The sequence below is a fragment of the Pseudomonas sp. GGS8 genome, from assembly GCF_024168645.1.
Lineage (GTDB): Bacteria > Pseudomonadota > Gammaproteobacteria > Pseudomonadales > Pseudomonadaceae > Aquipseudomonas.
The window spans coordinates 3,342,047-3,364,566 of the sequence record NZ_JALJWF010000001.1 but is presented as its reverse complement, the minus strand read 5'-3'; the positions used below and the strand labels follow the sequence as shown (position 1 = coordinate 3,364,566).

19 protein-coding genes are annotated in these 22,520 nt (G+C 60.5%); 9 read left to right on the top strand and 10 right to left on the bottom strand.

Annotated features, from left to right (window positions below; all coding sequences use genetic code 11):
- Window positions 1-2: 2 nt before the first annotated feature.
- Together J3D54_RS15200 and J3D54_RS15195 are read right to left on the bottom strand one after the other, a co-directional pair.
- Window positions 3-743 carry a YgcG family protein gene (locus tag J3D54_RS15200; protein ID WP_253419571.1) on the bottom strand — a complete coding sequence of 247 codons (741 nt, stop codon included), beginning with the start codon at window positions 741-743 and terminating at the stop codon, window positions 3-5.
- Window positions 744-786: 43 nt separating this feature from the next.
- Entirely contained in the window at window positions 787-1,398 is a 612-nt protein-coding gene (locus tag J3D54_RS15195) for a LemA family protein (protein WP_253419568.1), read from the bottom strand.
- A 246-nt stretch (window positions 1,399-1,644) separates the two neighbouring features.
- On the opposite strand from J3D54_RS15195, the gene bglX reads away from it, so the two are divergent.
- The gene (gene bglX, locus J3D54_RS15190; RefSeq protein ID WP_253419566.1) at window positions 1,645-3,936 is read left to right on the top strand and encodes a beta-glucosidase BglX; all 2,292 of its coding nucleotides are present in this window, start codon (window positions 1,645-1,647) and stop codon (window positions 3,934-3,936) included.
- 160 nt (window positions 3,937-4,096) lie between these two features.
- Here bglX and J3D54_RS15185 read toward each other — a convergent pair whose 3' ends face one another.
- From J3D54_RS15185 to J3D54_RS15165, 5 genes are all read right to left on the bottom strand, one after another.
- Complete coding sequence (locus J3D54_RS15185) at window positions 4,097-5,254, bottom strand: phosphatidylserine/phosphatidylglycerophosphate/cardiolipin synthase family protein (protein ID WP_253419563.1); 1,158 nt, start codon at window positions 5,252-5,254, stop codon at window positions 4,097-4,099.
- A gap of 1 nt (window position 5,255) precedes the next feature.
- Window positions 5,256-5,846, bottom strand: a complete 591-nt coding sequence (locus J3D54_RS15180; protein ID WP_253419560.1) for a YceI family protein — start codon at window positions 5,844-5,846, stop codon at window positions 5,256-5,258.
- Window positions 5,847-5,953: 107 nt separating this feature from the next.
- Window positions 5,954-6,280 (bottom strand): amidase, encoded by a 327-nt coding sequence (locus J3D54_RS15175; RefSeq protein ID WP_253419557.1) that lies wholly within the window; start codon window positions 6,278-6,280, stop codon window positions 5,954-5,956.
- On the bottom strand, window positions 6,277-7,371 hold the full coding sequence (locus J3D54_RS15170; protein ID WP_253419554.1) for a serine hydrolase: 1,095 nt from the start codon (window positions 7,369-7,371) through the stop codon (window positions 6,277-6,279). Before J3D54_RS15170 ends, J3D54_RS15175 begins: the two co-directional genes overlap by 4 nt.
- 182 nt (window positions 7,372-7,553) lie before the next feature.
- Complete coding sequence (locus J3D54_RS15165) at window positions 7,554-8,441, bottom strand: acyl-CoA dehydrogenase family protein (RefSeq protein WP_253419551.1); 888 nt, start codon at window positions 8,439-8,441, stop codon at window positions 7,554-7,556.
- A 154-nt stretch (window positions 8,442-8,595) separates the two neighbouring features.
- Here J3D54_RS15165 and olsB point away from each other — a divergent pair, with 154 nt between their 5' ends.
- Complete coding sequence (olsB, locus tag J3D54_RS15160; protein WP_019580897.1) at window positions 8,596-9,351, top strand: L-ornithine N(alpha)-acyltransferase; 756 nt, start codon at window positions 8,596-8,598, stop codon at window positions 9,349-9,351.
- Entirely contained in the window at window positions 9,351-10,142 is a 792-nt protein-coding gene (locus J3D54_RS15155; protein ID WP_253419549.1) for a 1-acyl-sn-glycerol-3-phosphate acyltransferase, read from the top strand. Before olsB ends, J3D54_RS15155 begins: the two co-directional genes overlap by 1 nt.
- Window positions 10,143-10,187: 45 nt before the next feature.
- Here the strand turns inward: J3D54_RS15155 and J3D54_RS15150 are convergent, their stop codons facing one another.
- The gene (locus J3D54_RS15150; RefSeq protein ID WP_253419546.1) at window positions 10,188-10,766 is read right to left on the bottom strand and encodes an ACP phosphodiesterase; all 579 of its coding nucleotides are present in this window, start codon (window positions 10,764-10,766) and stop codon (window positions 10,188-10,190) included.
- Between the two features lie 155 nt (window positions 10,767-10,921).
- Here J3D54_RS15150 and J3D54_RS15145 point away from each other — a divergent pair, with 155 nt between their 5' ends.
- Genes J3D54_RS15145 through J3D54_RS15135 form a run of 3 tightly spaced genes read left to right on the top strand, consistent with a single transcriptional unit; the run spans window position 10,922 to window position 13,491 of the window.
- The gene (locus J3D54_RS15145; RefSeq protein WP_105348352.1) at window positions 10,922-11,224 is read left to right on the top strand and encodes a helix-turn-helix transcriptional regulator; all 303 of its coding nucleotides are present in this window, start codon (window positions 10,922-10,924) and stop codon (window positions 11,222-11,224) included.
- A gap of 26 nt (window positions 11,225-11,250) precedes the next feature.
- The gene (locus J3D54_RS15140; protein ID WP_253419543.1) at window positions 11,251-12,420 is read left to right on the top strand and encodes an MFS transporter; all 1,170 of its coding nucleotides are present in this window, start codon (window positions 11,251-11,253) and stop codon (window positions 12,418-12,420) included.
- Between the two features lie 21 nt (window positions 12,421-12,441).
- On the top strand, window positions 12,442-13,491 hold the full coding sequence (locus J3D54_RS15135; RefSeq protein WP_253419540.1) for an alkene reductase: 1,050 nt from the start codon (window positions 12,442-12,444) through the stop codon (window positions 13,489-13,491).
- A 300-nt stretch (window positions 13,492-13,791) separates the two neighbouring features.
- Here the strand turns inward: J3D54_RS15135 and emhR are convergent, their stop codons facing one another.
- Complete coding sequence (emhR, locus tag J3D54_RS15130; RefSeq protein ID WP_253419537.1) at window positions 13,792-14,424, bottom strand: efflux system transcriptional repressor EmhR; 633 nt, start codon at window positions 14,422-14,424, stop codon at window positions 13,792-13,794.
- A gap of 264 nt (window positions 14,425-14,688) precedes the next feature.
- Here emhR and J3D54_RS15125 point away from each other — a divergent pair, with 264 nt between their 5' ends.
- From J3D54_RS15125 to emhC, 3 genes are read left to right on the top strand one after another with little or no spacing between them, the layout of a single operon-like run.
- Window positions 14,689-15,846, top strand: a complete 1,158-nt coding sequence (locus J3D54_RS15125; RefSeq protein WP_253419534.1) for an efflux RND transporter periplasmic adaptor subunit — start codon at window positions 14,689-14,691, stop codon at window positions 15,844-15,846.
- 3 nt (window positions 15,847-15,849) lie between these two features.
- Window positions 15,850-19,011, top strand: coding sequence for an efflux RND transporter permease subunit EmhB (gene emhB, locus J3D54_RS15120; RefSeq protein WP_253419529.1), 3,162 nt, complete (start codon window positions 15,850-15,852; stop codon window positions 19,009-19,011).
- Window positions 19,011-20,471, top strand: coding sequence for an efflux RND transporter outer membrane subunit EmhC (gene emhC / locus J3D54_RS15115; protein ID WP_253419526.1), 1,461 nt, complete (start codon window positions 19,011-19,013; stop codon window positions 20,469-20,471). Before emhB ends, emhC begins: the two co-directional genes overlap by 1 nt.
- A 71-nt stretch (window positions 20,472-20,542) precedes the next feature.
- Here the strand turns inward: emhC and J3D54_RS15110 are convergent, their stop codons facing one another.
- Complete coding sequence (locus tag J3D54_RS15110; RefSeq protein WP_253419523.1) at window positions 20,543-22,513, bottom strand: DUF692 family multinuclear iron-containing protein; 1,971 nt, start codon at window positions 22,511-22,513, stop codon at window positions 20,543-20,545.
- Between the last annotated feature and the right edge of the window lie 7 nt (window positions 22,514-22,520).

Here is a 22,520-nt window from a genome sequence, read left to right as displayed (position 1 = left end):
CATCACCAGCCGCCCGACGAACCGCCGCCGCCGAAACTGCCCCCACCGCCACTGAAGCCCCCGCCACCGCCACCGCTGCCAAAACCTCCGCCACCGAAACCGCCGCCCCCACGTCCACTTGGCAGAATACCGAACATCTGGCCGACGAAGATCGTCAGGATAAACAGCAGCACCAGGAACACGAATATCCCCGGATGCCGCGCAACGAAATCGCTCTCCTGATTGCCACGCGACTCATACACTGTCGACGGCTCGTTCAGCGGATTGCCCCCCAGCACCACCAACATCGCCGAGACGCCATCGCTGATGCCCTTGCTGAAGTTGCCGGCCTTGAACGCAGGCGTGATCACCTGATTGATGATCACCGAACTCTGCGCATCGGTCAGGCGATCTTCCAGGCCATAACCGACTTCGATCCGCAATTTTCGCTCGGCACGCGCGACAATCAGCAGCGCGCCGTTGTTCTTGTTCTTCTGGCCAATGCCCCAGTAGCGTCCCAGCTGATAACCGAAATCCGCGATGTCGGCGCCCTGCAAGTCTGGCAACGTGACCACCACCAACTGCTCGCCGGTCGTTTTTTCGTGAGCATTAAGCTGCTGAACAAGCTGCTCGCGCACCGCGGGCTCGATCATTTGGGCGTTATCCACCACCCGCCCGGTCAATTCCGGGAACTTCAACTCGGCCTGGGCCGTCAGGGCAAACACCCAGAGCAACAGCATCAGGCCCATTTTCAACACGCGCATGGGCAACCTCATCCGTGGTGGCGCTTCGAACTCTGTCCGGCGCTTACTTGAACTTCACTTCAGGCGCTTTCTCAGCACCGGGGCTGGTGGCCTCGAACGTTTCGCGGATCGGCAAATCGCTGTACATCACGGCGTGCCACAAGCGACCGGGGAAGGTACGAAGCTCGGTATTGTATTTCTGCACCGCGAGGATGAAGTCGCGACGTGCCACGGCGATGCGGTTCTCGGTGCCTTCGAGCTGCGATTGCAGCGCCAGGAAGTTCTGGTTGGCCTTGAGGTCCGGATAACGCTCGGACACCACCATCAACCGACTCAGCGCGCCGGTCAACTGATCCTGTGCCTGCTGGAACTGTTTGAGCTTCTCCGGATTATCAAGCGTGCTGGCATCCACCTGAATCGACGTCGCCTTGGCCCGGGCTTCGACCACCGCAGTCAGGGTTTCTTCCTCGTGTTTGGCGTAGCCCTTGACGGTTTCCACCAGGTTGGGGATCAAATCGGCGCGGCGCTGATACTGGTTTTGCACCTGGCCCCAGGCAGCCTTGGCCTGTTCGTCCAGGGTCGGGATAGTGTTGATGCCGCAACCGGCCAACAATGTGGCCAGCAACATCAAGGCTGCAACCTGCAGGCTCGACCGATAGGGGTGTCGTACATTCATCTGGTTGATGCTCCCTTGCACACTACGTTGATAAAACAACCGGCGAACTTTGACCCCGGCTCTTGGGGCATAATCTGCGCCGCTACTGGATTGCATCGAGCCAATGGGCTAAAAGATGCCCAGCGAAAAACAGTAAGAAGTGTGCTGCATTTTTCTGAGCAACACCCGAACAACAATAGTCGCTCCCAAAATTTTGGCTGACCGGCGCGTATTTACTGCCGCTTGGGCCTTTTGAGAAAAACATCCATGAAGAAGCTGTGTTTGCTGGGCCTGTTCGTCAGCCTGGCCAGTCATACCGTATTGGCCGCCACGACACCCGCACCGATAGAGAACAAGGACGTCTTCATCAGCCACCTGATGAAGCAGATGACCCTCGATGAAAAGATCGGCCAGTTGCGCCTGATCAGCATCGGCCCGGAAATGCCTCGGGAAATGATCCGCAAGGAAATCGCGGCCGGCAATATCGGTGGCACCTTCAACTCGATCACCCGCCCGGAAAACCGTCCGATGCAAGACGCGGCCATGCGCAGCCGGTTGAAGATCCCGATGTTCTTCGCCTATGACGTGATCCACGGCCACCGGACCATTTTCCCGATTCCCCTGGCCCTGGCCTCGAGCTGGGACATGGACGCCATCGGCCTGTCGGGGCGCATCGCCGCCAAGGAAGCCGCGGCAGACAGCCTCGACATCACTTTCGCACCGATGGTCGACATCTCCCGCGACCCACGCTGGGGCCGGACCTCCGAAGGTTTCGGCGAAGACACCTATCTGGTTTCGCGGATTGCCGGGGTGATGGTCAAGGCCTTCCAGGGCAGCGGTGCGAACGCGGCCGACAGCATCATGGCCAGCGTCAAGCATTTTGCCTTGTACGGCGCGGTCGAGGGCGGTCGCGACTACAACGTCGTCGACATGAGCCCGGTCAAGATGTACCAGGATTACCTGCCGCCGTACCGCGCCGCCGTTGACGCCGGTGCTGGCGGGGTGATGGTTGCACTGAACTCGATCAACGGCGTGCCGGCTACCGCCAACACTTGGTTGATGAACGACTTGCTGCGCAAGGAATGGGGCTTCAAGGGCCTGGCGGTCAGTGACCACGGGGCGATTTTCGAACTGATCAAGCACGGCGTCGCCGCTGACGGTCGCGAAGCCGCGAAGCTGGCGATCAAGGCCGGCATCGACATGAGCATGAACGACACCCTCTATGGCAAGGAGTTGCCAGGGCTGTTGAAGGCCGGTGAGATCGAACAGAAAGACATCGACAACGCCGTGCGTGAAGTGCTCGCCGCCAAATACGACATGGGCCTGTTCAAAGACCCGTACCTGCGCATCGGCAAGGCCGAGGATGACCCGGCCGACACCTACGCCGAAAGCCGCCTGCACCGTGCCGAGGCCCGTGATGTCGCGCGCCGTAGCCTGGTGCTGCTGAAGAACCAGGGCGACACCCTACCCCTGAAGAAAACCGCGAAAATCGCGCTGGTCGGCCCACTGGCCAAAGCACCGATCGACATGATGGGCAGTTGGGCTGCCGCCGGTAAACCGGCGCAATCGGTCACGCTGTTCGACGGCATGACCAATGCCCTCGGCGCGCAGTCGACGCTGATCTACGCCCGTGGCGCGAACATCACCGACGACAAGAAAATCCTCGATTACCTCAATTTCCTCAACTTCGATGCGCCAGAAGTGGTGGACGATCCGCGTCCGGCCAACGTGTTGATCGATGAAGCGGTAAAAGCCGCCAAGGATGCTGATGTGGTAGTGGCTGCGGTGGGCGAGTCCCGTGGCATGTCCCACGAATCGTCGAGCCGCACCGACCTGAACATCCCGGGCAACCAGCGCGAGCTGATCAGGGCGTTGAAAGCCACCGGTAAACCGCTGGTGCTGGTATTGATGAACGGTCGTCCGCTGTCGATTCTCGAAGAGAAAGAGCAGGCTGACGCGATTCTGGAAACCTGGTTCAGCGGCACCGAAGGCGGCAACGCTATCGCTGACGTGCTGTTCGGCGACTACAACCCGTCGGGCAAATTGCCAATCACCATTCCGCGTTCGGTGGGTCAGATTCCAACCTACTACAACCACTTGAGCATTGGCCGGCCGTTCACCCCGGGCAAACCGGGCAACTACACCTCGCAGTATTTCGAAGACACCACCGGGCCGCTGTTCCCGTTCGGCTTCGGCCTGAGCTACACCCAGTTCAGCCTGACCGACATGGCCCTGTCTTCGACCACTCTGAACAAAACCGGCAAGCTCGACGCCAGCGTTATTGTGAAGAACACCGGCAAGCGTGACGGCGAAACCGTGGTGCAGCTGTACATTCAGGACGTGACCGGCTCGATGATCCGCCCGGTCAAGGAACTGAAGAACTTCCAGAAAGTAATGCTCAAGGCCGGCGAACAGAAAGTCGTGCACTTCACCATCACCGAGGATGACCTGAAGTTCTACAACGCCCAACTCAAGTACGCCGCGGAACCGGGCAAGTTCAACGTGCAGATCGGCCAGGACTCCCAGGACGTGACGCAGCAGAGCTTTGAGTTGTTGTAATTAGTCATACGCCACAAAACCTGTGGGAGCGGCGGTGCGGCGATCCGACTTGCCCGCGATGAGGCCATCACATTCAACATCTATGTCGAATGTAAGGCCGTTATCGCGGGCAAGTCGGATCGCCGCACCGCCGCTCCCACAATGGTCTTCGGTGTGACGACTACCCCCGTCGATCCAGCAGATTCACCACCAGCCGATCCACCCATCCCCACATCCGCTGCTTGACCCGTCGCCACAACGGTCGGCGTTTCCATGCCTCGAGGCTGACTTCCTGGCTCAAGCCAAAGTCATTCTCGAAACTCGCCGCCACCGCTCGGGTCAGCCCAGGGTCCAGGGCTTCGAGGTTGGCCTCCAGATTGAAACGCAGATTCCAGTGATCGAAGTTGCACGAGCCGATGCTCACCCAATCGTCAATCAACACCATCTTCAGGTGCAGGAAACACGGCTGGTATTCGAAGATTTTCACCCCAGCCCTGAGCAGTCGCGGGTAGTAGCGATGTCCGGCGTAGCGCACCGACGGGTGATCGGTGCGTGGCCCGGTCAACAACAGACGCACATCGACACCACGATGCGCCGCCCGGCGCAGCGAGCGGCGGACTTTCCAGGTCGGCAGGAAATAGGGCGTGGCCAGCCAGATTCGCTGCTGGCCGCTGTTCAGCGCGCGAACCAGCGATTGCAGAATGTCCCGATGCTGGCGGGCGTCGGCATAAGCGACCCGCCCCATGCCCTCGCCCATGACCGGCACTCGCGGCAGGCGCGGTAAACCGAAATGCGAAACGGGTCGCCAGGCACGCCGATAGCGGTTGGCGATCCATTGGCGGTCGAACAGCAATTGCCAGTCGATGACCAGGGGGCCGGTGATTTCCACCATCACCTCGTGCCATTCGCAGGTGTCTTCGCCCGGCGACCAGAACTCATCGGTGACGCCAGTGCCGCCGACGACCGCCAGGGATTGATCCACCAGCAGCAACTTGCGGTGATCGCGATAGAAGTTGCCCACCCAGCGCCGCCAGCTCAGCCGATTGTAAAAACGCAACTCGACACCGGCGGCCATCAGGCGCTGACGCAAAGTCAGGGTGAAGGCCAGGCTGCCATAGTCATCGAACAGACAGCGTACCCGCACGCCGCGCTCGGCCGCCTGGACCAGCGCCTGAACCATGGCCTCGGCGCAGGCCCCGGCCTCCACCAGATACAGTTCCAGTTCGACTTGCTCTTCAGCGCGAGCAATCGCCACCAGCATGCGCGGGAAAAACTGCGGGCCGTCGATCAGCAGTTCAAAGCGATTACCTTCGCGCCACGGAAAAATTGCGCCACGCATGTCAGCGCGCCGTGAAAATCAGCACCGCACCCACCGGCACCGACAGACTGATGGCCGACAAACCGGCGAGCTTGCGCAAGCTTTCCAGGCCTGGGGCCAGGTCGAAATCTTCGGCACCGATCACCAACGGTTCGAGGGTCACGACTTGAAAGCGCTGGTCATCAAGACGGGTCGCCAGCAGTTCGGCGTTGTATTGGTGTTGCTTGCCATGCAGGTTGACGGTTACCGGCAAGCGCAATTCCAGTTGCGCACCAGGCGCCAGGTCGTTGATTGGCCGCAGGTCGATCTGCGTGGTAATCAGCGCTTCGGGAAACGTCTGGATCTCGAACAGCTCCTTGCGCATGCGCTCGTCACGCAGCGGAATGCCGCTGTTGACCGACTCCAGCTCGACTTCAACCTCGGCCAACCCCTTGGGGTCGACCTTGCCGTGCAGCACCAGAAAGCGCTGCACTTCGCTGATGTTGGCGTTTTTGGTGCTGATGAACGACAGTCGCGAGGACTCGCCGTCCAGATACCAATTGGCCTGGGCCGACACGGTGACACCGGCCAGCAGCAGGGAAGCGAGGGTTTTGCAGACAAAGCGGTTGAACATAGAGACTCATGGGCAGATAAACCTGAGCGAACCTTAACCGCCCGCGAGTCAGTTGCAAACTCTTGAGTCGAAGACATTCCCCTCGCCGCAGAAACCCGGACCATTTCTCAGGGTTGCAGGCGGCAACCCTGGCGCTCGCCGATCCACTGTGCGCTGTTTTTGCGCCCCATACCGCCAACCGTCACCCGCTTGCTCGCGGCATCATCGACGAAACCGCTGGTGGGCAAATACTGCTTCACATAGCCCTGGCAATACGCCGCCGGATTGTGCATCACATAGCGGCACGAGCAGTATTCCTTGGCGGTATAGGCGCTGATGATGTCCGGGAACGCCCACAACGCCACACGTTCCTGCCAGACCCAGCCGAGCAAAGCGATCAGCAGCACCAGCAACAGCGTGCTCAATGGCCGACGGCGGACAAAGCTGCGGCTCATGGCTGCACCTTGATGGCAAACGCCTTGAGCGCGAGTTTGAGCAGTTCGTTGTGTCGATAACGCCCGTCGCGATCATCGCCGTAGCGGACGATCACCAGCTTTTCGCTGGGAATCACATACATGGCCTGGCCCCAATGGCCTAACGCGGCGAAGGTGTCGACGGGCGCATCGGGCCAGGGTTGTGCCGCGCCGTCCACTGCCCGATTGAGCCACCAATGACCGCCGGGCACCGCTTCATCCTGGTTGGCTCGGTAGTGGGCGAACGGCTCACGACTGAAGTCGACCCACGCCTTGGGCAGCAGCTGCTTCTCGCGCCAGCGACCGTCACGCGCCATCAACAGGCCGACGCGTGCCAAGTCCCGGGCGGTGAGGTAGGCATAGGACGATGCGACAAATGTCCCCGTGGCACCCGCTTCCCAAACCGCGCCTCGAATCCCCAAAGGTTCGAACAGCGCGGTCCACGGATAATCCGGATAGCGGGCCGGGCCGACAATGTTTTTTAACGCAGCGGAGAGCAGATTGCTGTCGCCGCTGGAGTAGCGAAATGCCTGACCGGGCCTGGCGTACGCGTCGTGGTCGGCGGTAAACGCGGCCATGTCTCGATGACCTCGGGTATAGAGCATCGCCACCACCGAGGATTTCAACGGTGCGTATTCATAGTCTTCTTGCCAATCGAGGCCCGAGGCCCAGTGCAACAGGTCGGCCATGGTCATGGCGGGGTGTTTTTCCAGTGGCGGATAGAACTGCACCACCGGGTCCTGCAAGTTGAACAGACCTTCGCCATAAGCCACACCGAGCACCGTGGCCATCAGGCTTTTGCTGATCGACCAGGTCAGGTGCGGGGTGTCGGCGCGGGTCGGCTCGGCGTAGCGCTCGTAGACAAGTTGGCCGTCATGGATCACCAGCAAGGCATCGGTGCGGATGCCTTCGCGGGAGGTGTCGTTGCGGGGTGGGAAAGCGTAGTTCTCCAGGGCTTGAAGGGCTGGGCCGGTGACTGTCGGACCGGGAGCCCATTGCTCGGCCGGCCAGTTTTCGGCCCGGGCCGTGAGGCTTAGCAGCAGGACGAAAGTCAGGGACAAGCCTTTGAACATGGAGGGGCGCTCGGGAGGATGAACCTGCAGAGCCTAGTCGAGGTTGATGACAGTTTTGGAATGTGCGTCGCCAATGAGGCCGCCATCGCGGGCAAGCCCGCTCCCACATGATCTGCGTCGTACACAATATTTTGCACACCAGAGATCCTTGTGGGAGCGGGCTTGCCCGCGATGGCGGCCCGTCACCCCAACGAAGATCCCGCCAATGCCTTGGCCAACCGCTTGCCCCGCGCCCCTGCCGCCAGATCCATCACGGCCTGATCGCGCTGCCACATCGCCGCCCATTGCGGCGGGCCATCGGTCATGGCCTGATTCACTTCAACCTTGAGCCCATCGAATTGCGCAAATAAACCGCCCAGCAACACATGCCCGGCCGGATTGTTCGGCGCCTGGCGGCAAACCTCCGCGCACCCGGCCAGCAGCGCCAGCAAACGCAGTTGCAAAGTGTGCGGCCAGTCGTTGTCCTGGCCAATGCCGAACAGCCACGCGGTCATGGCGCTCAGCACATAAATGTCTTCCAGGGTACGGAACGGTTTGACGTAAGCGTCCCAGCCATCCCCCGCCAGCAATTCGCACAGTGCGTTGTCGAGAAACAGCCGGCCGTGGCCGATGTCCGGCATCAGCGGCATCGACGCGAGCTTTTCCAGACGCACGCCCGGTTCGCCGGGGTAAACCACCGCCAGACTCAGGCGTGGCGCTTCGCCGGGCTCTTCGCTGCGAGCGGCCACCAGCAGCCAGTCGGCGGCATCGCCGGCGGTAACAAAATCCTTACGCCCGTTCAAGCGCAGATCGCGCAGCCGAGTCTGCATGTCCGCCACCCGCAAACTGCGCTGCTCGGTCGCGCACAACGCACCAAGGCTCAGCGGCGCGCTCGGCCAGAGCATGCGTAGCGCCGCCTGATACCCCACCAGAAACGCCAACCCCGGTGTCGCCATCAGCCGTCCGCCGTTCACCGCCAGTTCGAACGGCGTGACCGTGCCCAACCGGTGCAACAAGGTCGCAAAGCCTTCGCCAAGGTCTGGGTCAGCGGGCAAGCGATCGCTGCAGTTCAACAGGGTTTGCCAGGGCATAAGCGGCTCCTTGTGGGCTGTCATATAAGCATCACCAAAGCTTCATGGCGATGACACCGGGGCTACATAGCCTGACTTTGCACAACACGGCTGCATAAAGAAAGTCGATCGGCTGCAACCCAAGACGGGTGGCCAGCCCGTACGGAGATTCGCAATGACTCAGATCGCCCGCATCAGCGACACCGGCAATGAACGCCGCCTGCAAGCCGAACGCCTGGTGGGCGCCGAGGCGCTGCAGGAAGCCCAGGCCTTGCGCTTCAACGTGTTCAGCGGCGAATTCAACGCCAGGCTCAAAGGCGCGGAATTGGGTCTGGACATGGATGACTATGATGTTCACTGCGCCCACATCGGCGTGCGTGACTTGAACACCGGGCGCCTGGTGGCGACCACTCGTTTGCTCGACCACACGGCCGCCAGCAGCTTGGGCAAGTTCTATAGCGAAGAAGAGTTCAGCCTGCATGGCCTGGTCCATCTCAAAGGCCCGATCCTGGAAATCGGTCGCACCTGCGTCGACCCGGCCTACCGCAACGGCGGCACCATCGCCGTGCTCTGGGGTGAACTGGCCGAAGTGCTGAACCAGGGCGGCTACAGCTATTTGATGGGGTGCGCGAGCATTCCAATGCAGGACGGCGGCATCCAGGCCCACGCGATCATGCAACGCCTGCGCGAACGCTACCTGTGCACTGAACACCTGCGGGCCGAGCCGAAGAAGCCACTGCCGACGCTGGATATTCCATCCAACGTCATCGCCGAAATGCCACCCCTACTCAAGGCTTATATGCGCCTGGGGGCGAAAATCTGCGGCGAGCCGTGCTGGGACGAAGACTTCCAGGTGGCCGACGTGTTCATCCTGCTCAAGCGCGACGAGCTCTGCCCGCGTTACGCCAAGCACTTCAAGGCGGCTGTGTAATGAGCCGCTTGCGGGTGTACGCGCGAATTGCGCGAGTGCTGATGGTGGTGGCGCTGGGCTTGAGCATGGCCAGCGTCTTCGGTGTGTTCGAACGACTGGGGATTGCCCATTCGATGGTCCGCCGCCAGCGTTGGTCGCGGTTTTTCATGGCGCGGCTGAGCAATGCCCTGCCCTTTCGCGTGACCGTCCACGGTCAACTGCCGAAGGTGCCGATGCTCTGGGTCAGTAATCACGTGTCCTGGACCGACATTCCACTGCTGGGCATGCTCACGCCGATGTCGTTCCTGTCCAAGGCCGAAGTGCGCACCTGGCCGGTGGCGGGTTGGCTGGCGGCCAAGGCTGGCAGCTTGTTCATTCGCCGTGGTTCGGGCGATAGCCAGTTGATCCGCAAACAAATGACCCGCCATTTGGAGCAAGCGCACCCGCTGCTGATGTTCCCGGAAGGCACCACCACCGATGGTCGTTCGCTGCGCACCTTCCACGGTCGTTTGCTGTCAGCGGCGATCGACTCCGAAGTGGCGCTGCAACCGGTGGCGATTCGTTATCTGCGCAACGGCGAGCTCGATACCCTGGCACCGTTCATTGGCGATGATGATTTGCTGTCGCACCTGATGCGCTTGTTCGCCAATGATCGGGGTGAGGTGGGGATTCATCTGCTCAAACCGATCGAGTGCCAGGAGCGGGAACGCGCGGCGCTGGCGTTCGAGGCACAGGAGGCGGTGCAGAAGGCGTTGTTCGGGGCGATTCCGGAACCCCGACAAGTCCCGATTCGCCCCGCCATCGCCGCTTAAACACACGTCTCTGTGGGAGCGGGCAAGCCCGCTCCCACAGAGGTTTTATGTCGCTGGCTGACTCTGCACAAAATCCTGGAGCTGCGGGTAGAACAACCTGAAGTCTTCGCTCAACGGCTCATACAAAACCCGCAATTCCTGCATCGCTGCGGCCAGTTCCTCGGGCCGCGTCAGTCTGCGTGAAATCCCCCGCAACACCTGCTCAAGCACTTCGAATTCCCGATAGGCCCCCAACCAGTCATTGGCCACCATGTGCGGTGCAATCTTCGCCAGGCGCTCCGGCAACTGCGGCTCGGCCAGCAGCACCCGGTAAACATCCGAGGTGAATTGCGTAAGCGGCTGGTCCGCGTACAGCGCCCAGTCCCGCGCCAGGCAATGGTCGAAAAACACATCGAGCACGATCCCCGCATAACGCCTGCGCGTGATGGAAAACCGTGACAACGAGACATCCACCAACGGATGACGGTCGGTGAAGACATCGATGCTGCGATGCAACTGGATGGCCGCCTCGATCTCCGGATCGAACTGCCCTTGCAGCTGCCCTTTGACGAAATCGCCATACAGACTGCCGAGCATTTGACCGGGACGCTGACCACCGAGGTGCAGATGTGCGAGATAGTTCATGGGCGCAGCTTAGCACTGTGCCATCCATATCGTTATAACCCGATATAACGATTTATGCAGTTATCAGATCAAAACCATATTGGTATATCGCGAAATACCGATTTAAAGTTCGCCCCATCGCGATATAGCGTTTTACTCATCACGAGCCCCAAATCATGAACCTCGACCTCGACGAAATAATAAAAGCCCTGGCACACCCAGTACGGCGAGAAATCCTGCACTGGCTCAAAGACCCGACCGTCGAATTCCCCGACCAGACCCATAGCAACGAGCACGGCGTCTGCGCCGGGCAGATCGATCAACGTTGCGGTTTGTCGCAGTCCACGGTGTCTGCACACCTGGCGACCCTGCAACGCGCCGGCCTGATCAGCAGCCGCAAAGTCGGCCAGTGGCATTTTTTCAAACGCAACGAGGAAACCATCCAGGAATTCCTCCGCACCTTCAGCAAAGAGCTCTGACCCTTTACGCCGATAAGGAATCAACCATGCCCCTCTCGCTACTCATTCTGGCCTTGAGCGCCTTCGCCATCGGCACCACCGAGTTCGTCATCATGGGCTTGCTGCCCGATGTGGCAGCGGACCTCGGCGTGTCGATCCCCGGCGCCGGTTGGCTGGTGACCGGTTACGCCCTGGGCGTGGCCATCGGTGCGCCGTTCATGGCACTGGCCACCGCCAGGCTGCCGCGCAAGGCCGCGTTGGTAGTGTTGATGGGGATTTTCATTATCGGCAACCTGCTCTGCGCCCTGGCCAGTGACTACAACGTCCTGATGTTTGCCCGAGTGGTCACGGCGCTGTGCCACGGCGCGTTCTTCGGCATCGGTTCGGTGGTGGCGGCAGGTCTGGTGCCGGCCAATAAACGCGCGTCGGCCGTGGCCCTGATGTTTACCGGCCTGACCCTGGCCAACGTCCTCGGCGTGCCACTGGGCACCGCGCTCGGCCAGGAAGCCGGCTGGCGTTCGACCTTCTGGGCGGTGACCGTGATCGGCGTGGTTGCACTGATCGGTTTGATCCGCTTCCTGCCGGCCAAGCGCGATGAAGAGAAACTCGACATGCGCGCCGAACTGCGCGCCCTCAAGGGCGCCGGTATCTGGCTATCGTTGAGCATGACCGCCTTGTTCGCCGCGTCGGTCTTCACCTTATTCACCTATGTCGCCCCACTGTTGGGCGAGGTCACCGGTGTCTCCCCACGCGGCGTTACCTGGACCCTGGTGCTCATCGGCCTGGGCCTGACAGTCGGCAACATCATCGGCGGCAAGCTGGCTGACAAAGGCATGGCGGCGACGCTGATCGGCGTGTTCATCAGCATGGCAGTGGTCTCCACCGTGCTGACCTGGACCAGCGTGGCCCTGATCCCGACCGAAATCACCCTGTTCCTCTGGGCCACCGCGTGCTTTGCCGCCGTCCCCGCCCTGCAAGTGAACGTGGTGACCTTCGGCAAGGCTGCACCGAACCTGGTGTCGACCCTGAACATCGGCGCATTCAACGTCGGCAACGCACTCGGTGCCTGGGTCGGCGGCAGCGTCATCGCCCATGGCTTCGGCCTGACCCGCGTGCCGCTCGCAGCCGCCGCACTGGCGGTGCTCGCCCTGCTGGTAACCCTGATTACTTTCCGTCAGAGCGGCGACCCCGAACTGGCCCCAGCTACTTCTAACTGATCTCCAAAAGAGAGCTATTAAATGACGACTATTTTCGATCCGATCAAACTGGGCGACCTCGAGTTGGCCAACCGCATCATCATGGCACCGCTGACCCGCTGCCGCGCCGACGAAGGCCGTGTGCCGAACGCGCTGATGGCCGAGTACTACGTGCAACGCGCCTCTGCCGGCCTGATTCTCAGCGAGGCCACGTCGGTCACGCCGATGGGCGTCGGCTACCCGGACACGCCCGGTATCTGGTCCAACGATCAGGTGCGCGGCTGGAGCAACGTGACCAAAGCAATCCACGGCGCGGGCGGTAAAATCTTCCTGCAACTGTGGCACGTGGGTCGGGTTTCCCACCCTTCGTACCTGAACGGCGAAGCACCGGTCGCACCCAGTGCCATCCAGCCTAAGGGCCATGTCAGCCTGGTTCGTCCATTGGCCGACTACCCGACCCCGCGCGCCCTGGAAACCGCTGAAATCGCCGACATCGTCGACGCTTACCGCGTGGGTGCCGAGAATGCCAAGGCCGCCGGTTTCGACGGCGTGGAAATCCACGGCGCCAACGGCTACCTGCTCGACCAGTTCCTGCAAAGCAGCACCAACCAGCGCACCGACAACTATGGCGGCTCCCTGGAAAACCGTGCGCGCCTGTTGCTGGAAGTGACTGACGCTGCGATCGAAGTCTGGGGGGCTGGCCGCGTTGGCGTGCACCTGGCACCGCGCGCCGATTCCCATGACATGGGCGACGACAACCTGTCCGAGACCTTCACCTACGTCGCTCGCGAACTGGGCAAACGCGGCATCGCGTTCATCTGCTCACGCGAAAAAGAAGGCGCCGACAGCCTCGGCCCACAATTGAAAGAAGCCTTCGGCGGCCCATACATCGCCAACGAACGTTTCACCAAGGACAGCGCCAACGAGTGGTTGGCCAGCGGCAAGGCTGACGCGGTGGCGTTCGGCGTACCGTTTATCGCCAACCCCGATCTGCCGGCACGCTTGAAGGCCGATGCGCCGTTGAACGAGGCGCGTCCGGAACTGTTCTACGGCAAGGGCCCGGTCGGTTATATCGACTACCCGGCGCTGTAAGCATCAACCGTTGAAATGCAAAAGCCCCGACTCGAAAGAGCCGGGGCTTTTGCGTATGGAAGATCAAAAACCACTGAGGCAAATGCGATGCCTTTGGTCGGCTAATCGGCGTCCTGGTAGCCGGTGCGTTCACACTCATTCACAGACTCGACACAAAATCCCTACAAAATACGTAGCTCACTATCTATCAACCTGATGAGCGTACGTATATAAAAGCACCCCATTACACCAAGGCGAGCGAATCAGGGATATTTCCCGCGTCATGCCTTGACACAAGTGGATCCAATTACGCACTTTGTTTCATTTGCGCAGGCTGGGACTCAAGCGCAGCATATCCAACCCTGTATCGACCCAACGCTCGGCTTCGGCGTGCAGTTGAAAACTCTCGGGCGCCAACAGCCACTGATACAGGATGCCATCAATATAGGCATGCAGGCTGATGGCCGCGCGAGCAGTGTCGAGGTTATCCGGCAACTGCCCACGATTCACTGCATTACTCAGGGCCAGCGCGATTCGCACATTGCAATCGAGATTGACCGTTCGGCGCTGCTGGCGCAGGTCGCACATTTCATCGGTGAATTCGCACTTATGAAACAGAATCTCGTTGATGCGTCGGGTTTTCGGGTCCATGGCAACTTGCTGAAACAAATGAATCAGCAGCTTGCGCATGCAGCCCAGCGGATCGAGTTCATCTTCGCTTTCACTGGCCTTGGCCATTTCATTCAGTGGTTCATGCAGTGTATCGAGCATCGCCTGCAGCAGATCCGCCTTGTTACTGAAATGCCAGTAAATAGCCCCGCGGGTCACCCCGGCCAGGGTGGCGATATCCGCCAGCGTCGTGCGTGCCACGCCCCGCTCGAAAAAGGCTTTTTCTGCCGCTTCGAGTATCTGGCTTCGGGTTTCTTGAGCTTCCTCTTTGGTACGACGAACCATGGCAGTAAAACCTCAATCAGGGTGCCTCAGCGATGTCTGAATATCCGCTGAATAAAAGTGGGACGAGCACTCTCGGGCTTCGTCCCGGGCCTACAATTCAAACCTTTGATCGGCTTTTGTAACCGTATGGATACGCCGCCAAGGCCTTTACAAACAACCATGAACGTAAGTATATTCATTAGCAAGCTACTTATCCACCCGGTAAAATTTTTAAACCTTCCACATTTCTTGTGCGCAATTTGCGCGCCTGACCCGAGGATCTTCATGCAACTCAAGCCAGCTGTTACCGCTCTGGTTACTGCCATCGCCCTGGCATCGCTGCTCAGCGGATGTAAAAAGGAAGAGGCGGCACCTGCCGCACCCACCCCTCAGGTCGGCGTCGTAACCCTGCAACCACAAGCCTTCACCCTGACGTCCGAACTTCCGGGGCGCACCAGTGCGTTCCGCATTGCCGAAGTTCGCCCACAGGTCAACGGCATCATTCTCAAACGACTGTTCAAGGAAGGCGGCGACGTCAAGGCCGGTCAGCAGCTGTATCAGATCGACCCGTCAGTCTATGACGCGACCCTGAAAAGCGCTGAGGCCAACCTGCGTTCGACCAAATCGATCTCGGATCGCTACAAACAACTGGTCGACGAACAGGCCGTCAGCCGTCAGGAATACGACACGGCCCTGGCCAACCGCCTGCAATCGGAAGCGTCTCTGCAGAGCGCCCAGATCAACGTGCGCTACACCAAGGTCTACGCACCGATCTCCGGTCGCATCGGCCGTTCGTCGGTGACGGAAGGCGCGCTGGTCAGCAGCGGCCAGAGCGACGCCATGGCCGTCATCCAGCAACTGGACCCGATCTATGTCGACGTGACCCAGTCCTCGGTGGAGCTCCTTGAGCTGCGCCGCGAACTGGAAAGCGGTCGTCTGCAAAAAGCGGGCGACAACGCCGCCGCGGTCAAGCTGACCCTGGAAGACGGCAGCCAGTACGCCGTGGACGGCAAGCTTGAGTTCTCCGAAGTCTCGGTTGACCAGACCACCGGTTCCGTGACCCTGCGCGCGGTGTTCCCGAACCCTGATCACACCCTGCTGCCGGGCATGTTCGTTCACGCTCAGTTGCAATCCGGCGTGAACAGCGCGGCGATTCTGGCTCCGCAACAAGGCGTGACCCGTGACCTCAAAGGCACCCCGACCGCACTGGTCGTCGGTCCAGACAACAAGGTTGAACTGCGTCAGCTCAAGGCCAGCCGCACCGTTGGTAACCAATGGCTGATTGAAGACGGTCTGAAGGCCGGCGATCGCGTGATCACCGAAGGGCTGCAATTCGTCAGACCCGGCGTTGAAGTCAAGGCCACAGAAGCCACCAACGTTGGCGCCCAGAGCCCGGTCCCCGCACAGACAGCCAAAATCGCTGTCGGCGGCAAAGGGGAGTAAACCATGTCGAAATTTTTTATCGACCGTCCGATTTTCGCCTGGGTAATTGCCCTGGTGATCATGCTGGTCGGGGCTTTATCGATTCTCAAGCTGCCGATCAACCAATACCCGAGCATTGCGCCTCCGGCCATTGCGATCTCTGTGACTTACCCGGGCGCGTCTGCACAAACCGTGCAAGACACCGTGGTGCAGGTGATCGAGCAACAGCTCAACGGTATCGACAATCTGCGTTATGTCTCGTCGGAAAGTAACTCTGACGGCAGCATGACCATTACTGCGACCTTCGAGCAGGGCACCAGCTCCGATACCGCGCAGGTTCAGGTCCAGAACAAACTGAACCTGGCCACCCCGCTGCTGCCGCAAGAAGTACAGCAGCAGGGTATCCGCGTGACCAAGTCGGTGAAAAACTTCCTGATGGTCATCGGTGTGGTATCACGCGACGGCAGCATGACCAAGGACGACCTGTCCAACTACATCGTGTCGAACATGCAGGACCCGATCTCGCGGACCGCCGGTGTCGGTGACTTCCAGGTCTTCGGTGCCCAGTACGCGATGCGGATCTGGCTCGACCCGGCCAAGTTGAACAACTTCAACCTGACCCCGGTGGACGTGAAAACCGCCATCGCGGCGCAGAACGTCCAGATCTCGTCCGGTCAACTCGGCGGCTTGCCTGCCCTGCCCGGCCAGCAACTGAACGCTACGATCATCGGCAAGACCCGCCTGCAGACCGCCGAGCAGTTCCAGGAAATCCTGCTCAAGGTCAACAAGGACGGCTCGCAGGTTCGCCTCAAAGACGTCGCCGAAGTAGGCCTGGGTGGCGAGAACTACAGCGTCAGCGCCCAGTTCAACGGCAGCCCGGCTTCCGGTATGGCGGTGAAACTGGCCAACGGTGCCAACGCCCTCGACACCGCCAAGGCCCTGCGCAAAACCATCGATGACCTGAAACCGTTCTTCCCGCAAGGGATGGAAGTGGTGTTCCCGTACGACACCACCCCGGTGGTGACCGAATCGATCAAGGGTGTGGTTGAAACCCTGGTCGAAGCGATCGTGCTGGTGTTCCTGGTGATGTTCCTGTTCCTGCAGAACTTCCGCGCCACCGTCATCACCACGATGACCGTGCCGGTGGTATTGCTGGGTACGTTCGGGATCCTCGCGGCCTTCGGCTTCAGCATCAATACCCTGACCATGTTCGGTATGGTGCTGGCCATCGGCTTGCTGGTGGACGATGCCATCGTCGTGGTGGAAAACGTCGAACGGGTCATGAGCGAAGAAGGCCTGTCACCCAAGGAGGCCACCAAGAAATCCATGGGGCAGATCCAGGGCGCGCTGGTCGGTATTGCCTTGGTGTTGTCGGCGGTACTGTTGCCGATGGCGTTCTTCAGTGGTTCCACCGGTGTGATCTACAAGCAGTTCTCGATCACCATCGTTTCGGCCATGGCCTTGTCGGTGATGGTTGCATTGATCTTCACCCCGGCGCTCTGCGCCACCATGCTCAAGGCGATTCCGAAAGGCGAGCACGGCACGCCGAAACGCGGCTTCTTCGGCTGGTTCAACCGTAACTTCGACCGAGGCGTCAAAAGCTACGAGCGCGGCGTCGGCAACATGCTCGCGTACAAGGCTCCGTACCTGCTGGCGTACCTGATCATCGTGGTCGGCATGATCTGGCTGTTCACCCGCATTCCAACGGCGTTCCTGCCGGAAGAAGACCAGGGTGTACTGTTTGCTCAGGTGCAAACCCCGGCCGGCTCCAGCTCCCAGCGCACACAAGTGGTCGTGGATGAAATGCGCGAGTTCCTGCTGCGTCCGAGCAAGGATGGCGGCGAAGCCGATGCGGTGGCCTCGGTGTTTACCGTGACCGGCTTCAACTTCGCCGGCCGTGGCCAGAGTTCGGGCATGGCGTTCATCATGCTCAAACCGTGGGACGAACGTAACGCCGACAACAGCGTGTTCAAACTGGCGGCCCGTGCCCAACAGCACTTCTTTACCTTCCGCGATGCCATGGTGTTTGCCTTTGCACCACCGGCGGTACTGGAACTGGGTAACGCCACCGGTTTCGACGTGTTCCTTCAGGACCGCGCCGGTATCGGTCACAACAAGCTGATGGAAGCCCGTAACCAGTTCCTCGGTATGGCGGCGCAAAGCAAGGTCCTGTCGCAAGTCCGTCCGAACGGTCTGAACGACGAGCCGCAGTACCAGCTGGAAATCGACGATGAGAAGGCCAGCGCCCTGGGCGTGACCCTCACCGACATCAACAACACCCTGTCGATTGCCCTGGGCAGTAGCTACGTGAACGACTTCATCGACCGCGGTCGTGTGAAGAAGGTTTACGTGCAAGGCCTGCCTGGCGCTCGCATGAGCCCTGAAGACCTGAAGAAGTGGTACGTGCGCAACAGCGCCGGCACCATGGTTCCGTTCTCGGCGTTCGCCAGGGGGGAATGGATCTACGGCTCGCCGAAACTGGCCCGTTACAACGGCGTGGAAGCGATGGAAATCCTCGGTGCCCCGGCGCCTGGCTATTCCACCGGTGAAGCCATGGCCGAAGTCGAAGCCCTGGCCAAGAAACTGCCGGCTGGTGTCGGTATTTCCTGGACGGGTCTGTCGTACGAGGAACGTCTGTCCGGCTCGCAAGCGCCAGCGTTGTACGCCTTGTCGCTGCTGATGGTGTTCCTGTGCCTGGCGGCGTTGTATGAAAGCTGGTCGATCCCGATCGCGGTCATGTTGGTCGTGCCGCTGGGGATCATCGGTGCCCTGATGGCGACCAGCCTGCGCGGCCTGTCCAACGACGTGTATTTCCAGGTGGGGCTGTTGACCACCATCGGTCTGGCGGCGAAAAACGCCATTCTGATCGTCGAGTTCGCCAAGGAACTGCATGAGCAAGGGCGTAGCCTGCGCGATGCCGCGATCGAAGCCTGCCGGATGCGTCTGCGACCGATCATCATGACCTCGCTCGCGTTCGTGCTCGGCGTGGTACCGCTGGCCATTTCCACGGGCGCAGGTTCGGGTAGCCAACATGCGATCGGTACCGGGGTGATTGGCGGTATGCTCACGGCCACGATCCTGGCGATCTTCTGGGTTCCGTTGTTCTTCGTCACCGTGTCGTCCATGGGCCAGCGCAAAGTCGCCGACCAGGATGACGCCATTGAAACTCCTCAAGAGGCTGGCTAATGCGCAAGTCGCTACTCTCCCTGGCAGTCACCGCCTTCGTGCTAAGTGGCTGCTCGCTGATACCCGATTATCAGCGGCCTGAAGCACCGGTGGCGGGCCAATACCCGCAAGGCCCGGCGTATTCGTCGGCCCAGGCGCCCAACCAGGCCGCCGCCGAACAGGGCTGGAAGCAGTTTTTCCACGACCCTGCGCTGCAGCAGGTGATTCAGACCGCGCTGGAGAACAACCGTGACCTGCGTGTCGCGGCGCTGAACATCGACGCTTATGCGGCTCAGTACCGCATCCAGCGTGCCGATCTGTTCCCGGCGGTTTCGGCCACCGGCAGCGGCAGCCGTCAGCGGGTTCCGGCACGGGCCTCGCAAACCGGTGAAGCGAACATCAGCAGTTCCTACTCGGCCACCGTCGGCATCAGCGCCTATGAACTCGACCTGTTCGGTCGGGTGCGCAGCCTGAGCGAAGAAGCCCTGCAGAAATACTTCGCCACTGAAGAAGCGCGCCGCAGCACGCAGATCAGTCTGGTGGCCAGCGTGGCCAATGCCTACTTGACCTGGCAGGCTGACAAGGAGCTGCTGAAACTCACCCAGGAAACCCTCGGGGCCTACGAAGAGAGTTACAAGCTCACCTCGCGCAGCAACGAAGTGGGTGTAGCCTCGGCGCTGGATCTGGCCCAGTCGCGTACCACGGTGGAAAACGCCCGTGCGCAACAGGCCAAGTACACCCGTCAGGTCGCCCAGGATGAAAACAGCCTGGTATTGTTGCTCGGCACCGGTATCCCGGCCAATCTGCAAGTGGCCAAGCCACTGTCGGATGACCTGCTGAGCGACGTGCCGGCCGGCCTGCCGTCGGACTTGCTGCAACGTCGCCCGGACATTCTCCAGGCCGAATACAACCTCAAGGCTGCCAACGCCAACATCGGCGCGGCACGGGCTGCGTTCTTCCCGAGCATCAGCCTGACCGCCAATGCCGGTTCCCTGAGCCCGGACCTGTCCGGTCTGTTCAAGGGCGGTTCGGGCACCTGGTTGTTCCAGCCGCAAATCAACCTGCCGATCTTCAACGCCGGCAGCCTGCGCGCCAGCCTGGATTACTCCAAGATCCAGAAAGACATCGGCGTGGCGAACTACGAGAAGTCCATTCAAACGGCCTTCCAGGAAGTCGCCGATGGCCTGGCCGCACGCCAGACTTACACCGAGCAGTTGCAGGCTCAGCGTGATTTCGTCAGCGCGAACCAGGACTACTACCGTCTGGCCGAGCGTCGTTATCGCATCGGTGTCGACAGTAACCTGACCTTCCTCGACGCCCAGCGCCAGCTGTTCAGTGCCCAACAAGCGCTGATCACCGACCGTCTGGCGCAGCTGACCAGTGCGGTCAACCTGTACAAGGCGTTGGGCGGTGGCTGGAATGAACAGACGGCGAAGAACGAGCCGTTGAAAGAAGAAGCGCCGAAGATGAAGTTGTTCTGATAGCGCGGTAAACACGAAGCCCACCGATTGGTGGGCTTTTTGTTGGCCGTGAATAAACCAGCCAGTTCACTTCACCCCCCGACTCCATTGACCAGAAACACCGGCTCCTCCAGATAATCGAGCCCCAAGCGGTTTTCGAACATTTCGTCGCGTAGTGCCGCGGTGGTGAAACAGCCCAGGTTCAGCGCGGTGGCCAGCAGTGAAAAGGTCTGACTCAGATGCCCGGCATCCATCAGCGCCACCCGCAGCGCGCGGCTGAATTCGTATTTCCAGGCCATTCGCTCGACCCGCGCCGTGGAAACGAACACCGCTGCCGCATCCTTGATCCACGCCTGTCCGCCACAGGCCTCGCTGATCCAGATTCGCGGATCTTCCAGGGAAAGCAGCTCAAGCCCATGACGGCGTACCGAATAGTGGTAAAGACCCCGCTCGAAACCTTGCACATTCATCAGCACCGCATACACCTCGGTGCCCTGCAGCGAACCGCCGGCCGGCGAGGTCTTCTTCAGGAAGTAGTCGCCCATGCGGTTATGCTCCATGACCGTCGCGCCCCACGTGTAGTAGAGCAACAGAGACAGTTGCGCCGGACTCAACGGCTGATCACTGAAGGTTCGTGACGTGCGGCGATTGCACAGCGAGTCCAGCAGTGTCGGCTGAGCAATCGTGCAGGCAGGCAGCAACGGGTTTTCCAGGGCAATGAACGGATGGGACCAATAGTCCTTGAACGCCGACGGCTGGCGTCGCGCCGAGGCCTTTAGCTCCAGCTCCGTTTCCAGCTCGGCAACGCTGATGTAGGGCGTGTGCGAACCGGTCCGGGTACTCAGGTAAAACTCCAGCGCCGCATCCCAGCGACTCCAAAGGTTGAGCGGATGTTTACCCTCCCCGGACGGGGCGCTGTCCGATTGATTGGCGACGGGCAACAAAACACCGTGATTGACCAGCATTCTCAGGAACACCAGGTTATCGTCCTGCGCAGGACTCTGCAAAACCCCCGGCAGCAACAAGGCACTCTCCAGCGTCTGCGGGCTCAAGAAGTGGCGCAGTAACGGCAGCAACGTCACGTCAAACTCCAGGCTCAAGTCTCGTTGCCGATCCCGAATAAAAAACGACTCCGCCCCAATGCTGAGCCAGGTACTTTCCCTGAGTTTCAATGGGGTCTGTGCATCCTCCACCCGCACTTCTTGCGCGCCCTGTTGATCAAGTCCCTGCCAGAACATGGCCTTGGGCCTCAAGGACTTGATGGCCTTGATCAAGGTCAACAGTTCCGCGTCATCGGCTTTGCGCGAAATATCCCACTCCAGGGTGATCGCTCTCACCGGGGATGACGTAAACAATTCACGCAAAATGTCCCAATCCCGCCGCGGATGGCCGGTATGAATTTCAATCAGTCGGTCCAGCGGCAACGAACGCAAATAGTCGTTCAGGTCGTACCCCTGGGTTCTGGCGGTCGCCATCGCGCTGTCGAGGTCCAGCAGAAAGCCCGAACCGCTGCGCTCCACCACACTGGAGATGAACTCGCCTTCGGACTGCTCTTGTTCTCCCGGCAATGAAAACAACCGCGGTGCGTTTTCCAGCACCAGCTGCGTTGCCGTGAGCTCGCGCAATTCGATGGCATTGGCCACCACTGTGTCCGCTACCTCTTGGGCCAGGGTCGGCAAAATGAAGTGCTGCGTGTCGCCACCGTGGAAACGCGACCAGGAAATATGCTCGGCCAGCCACGGCGAGCGGGTTTTGTCACACAGTCGCCGCGTCATGCGCAGAAACTCGCGATCCATCGCGATCCCCACGCTGCCCAAGGACAAACTGGACGAGTGCAGCAGGCTCGGTACTTGAGCGCTGACGTCAAGTAAACGAGGCTGCAGGATGCAGTGGGTCGGCTGAAACTCGACGTAATCGAAATGCGGCAAGCCCTCAGCGAGAATTCGCTCGACAGTCGGGTCAAGTCCATTCTCCGACCATTTATCCTCAAGGCCGTGCCGTGGCAAATGGTATTCCAGCCCTACTCCAGCCTCGGGATAGGACGAGGCATCAAACATCCCCATGTGAGCC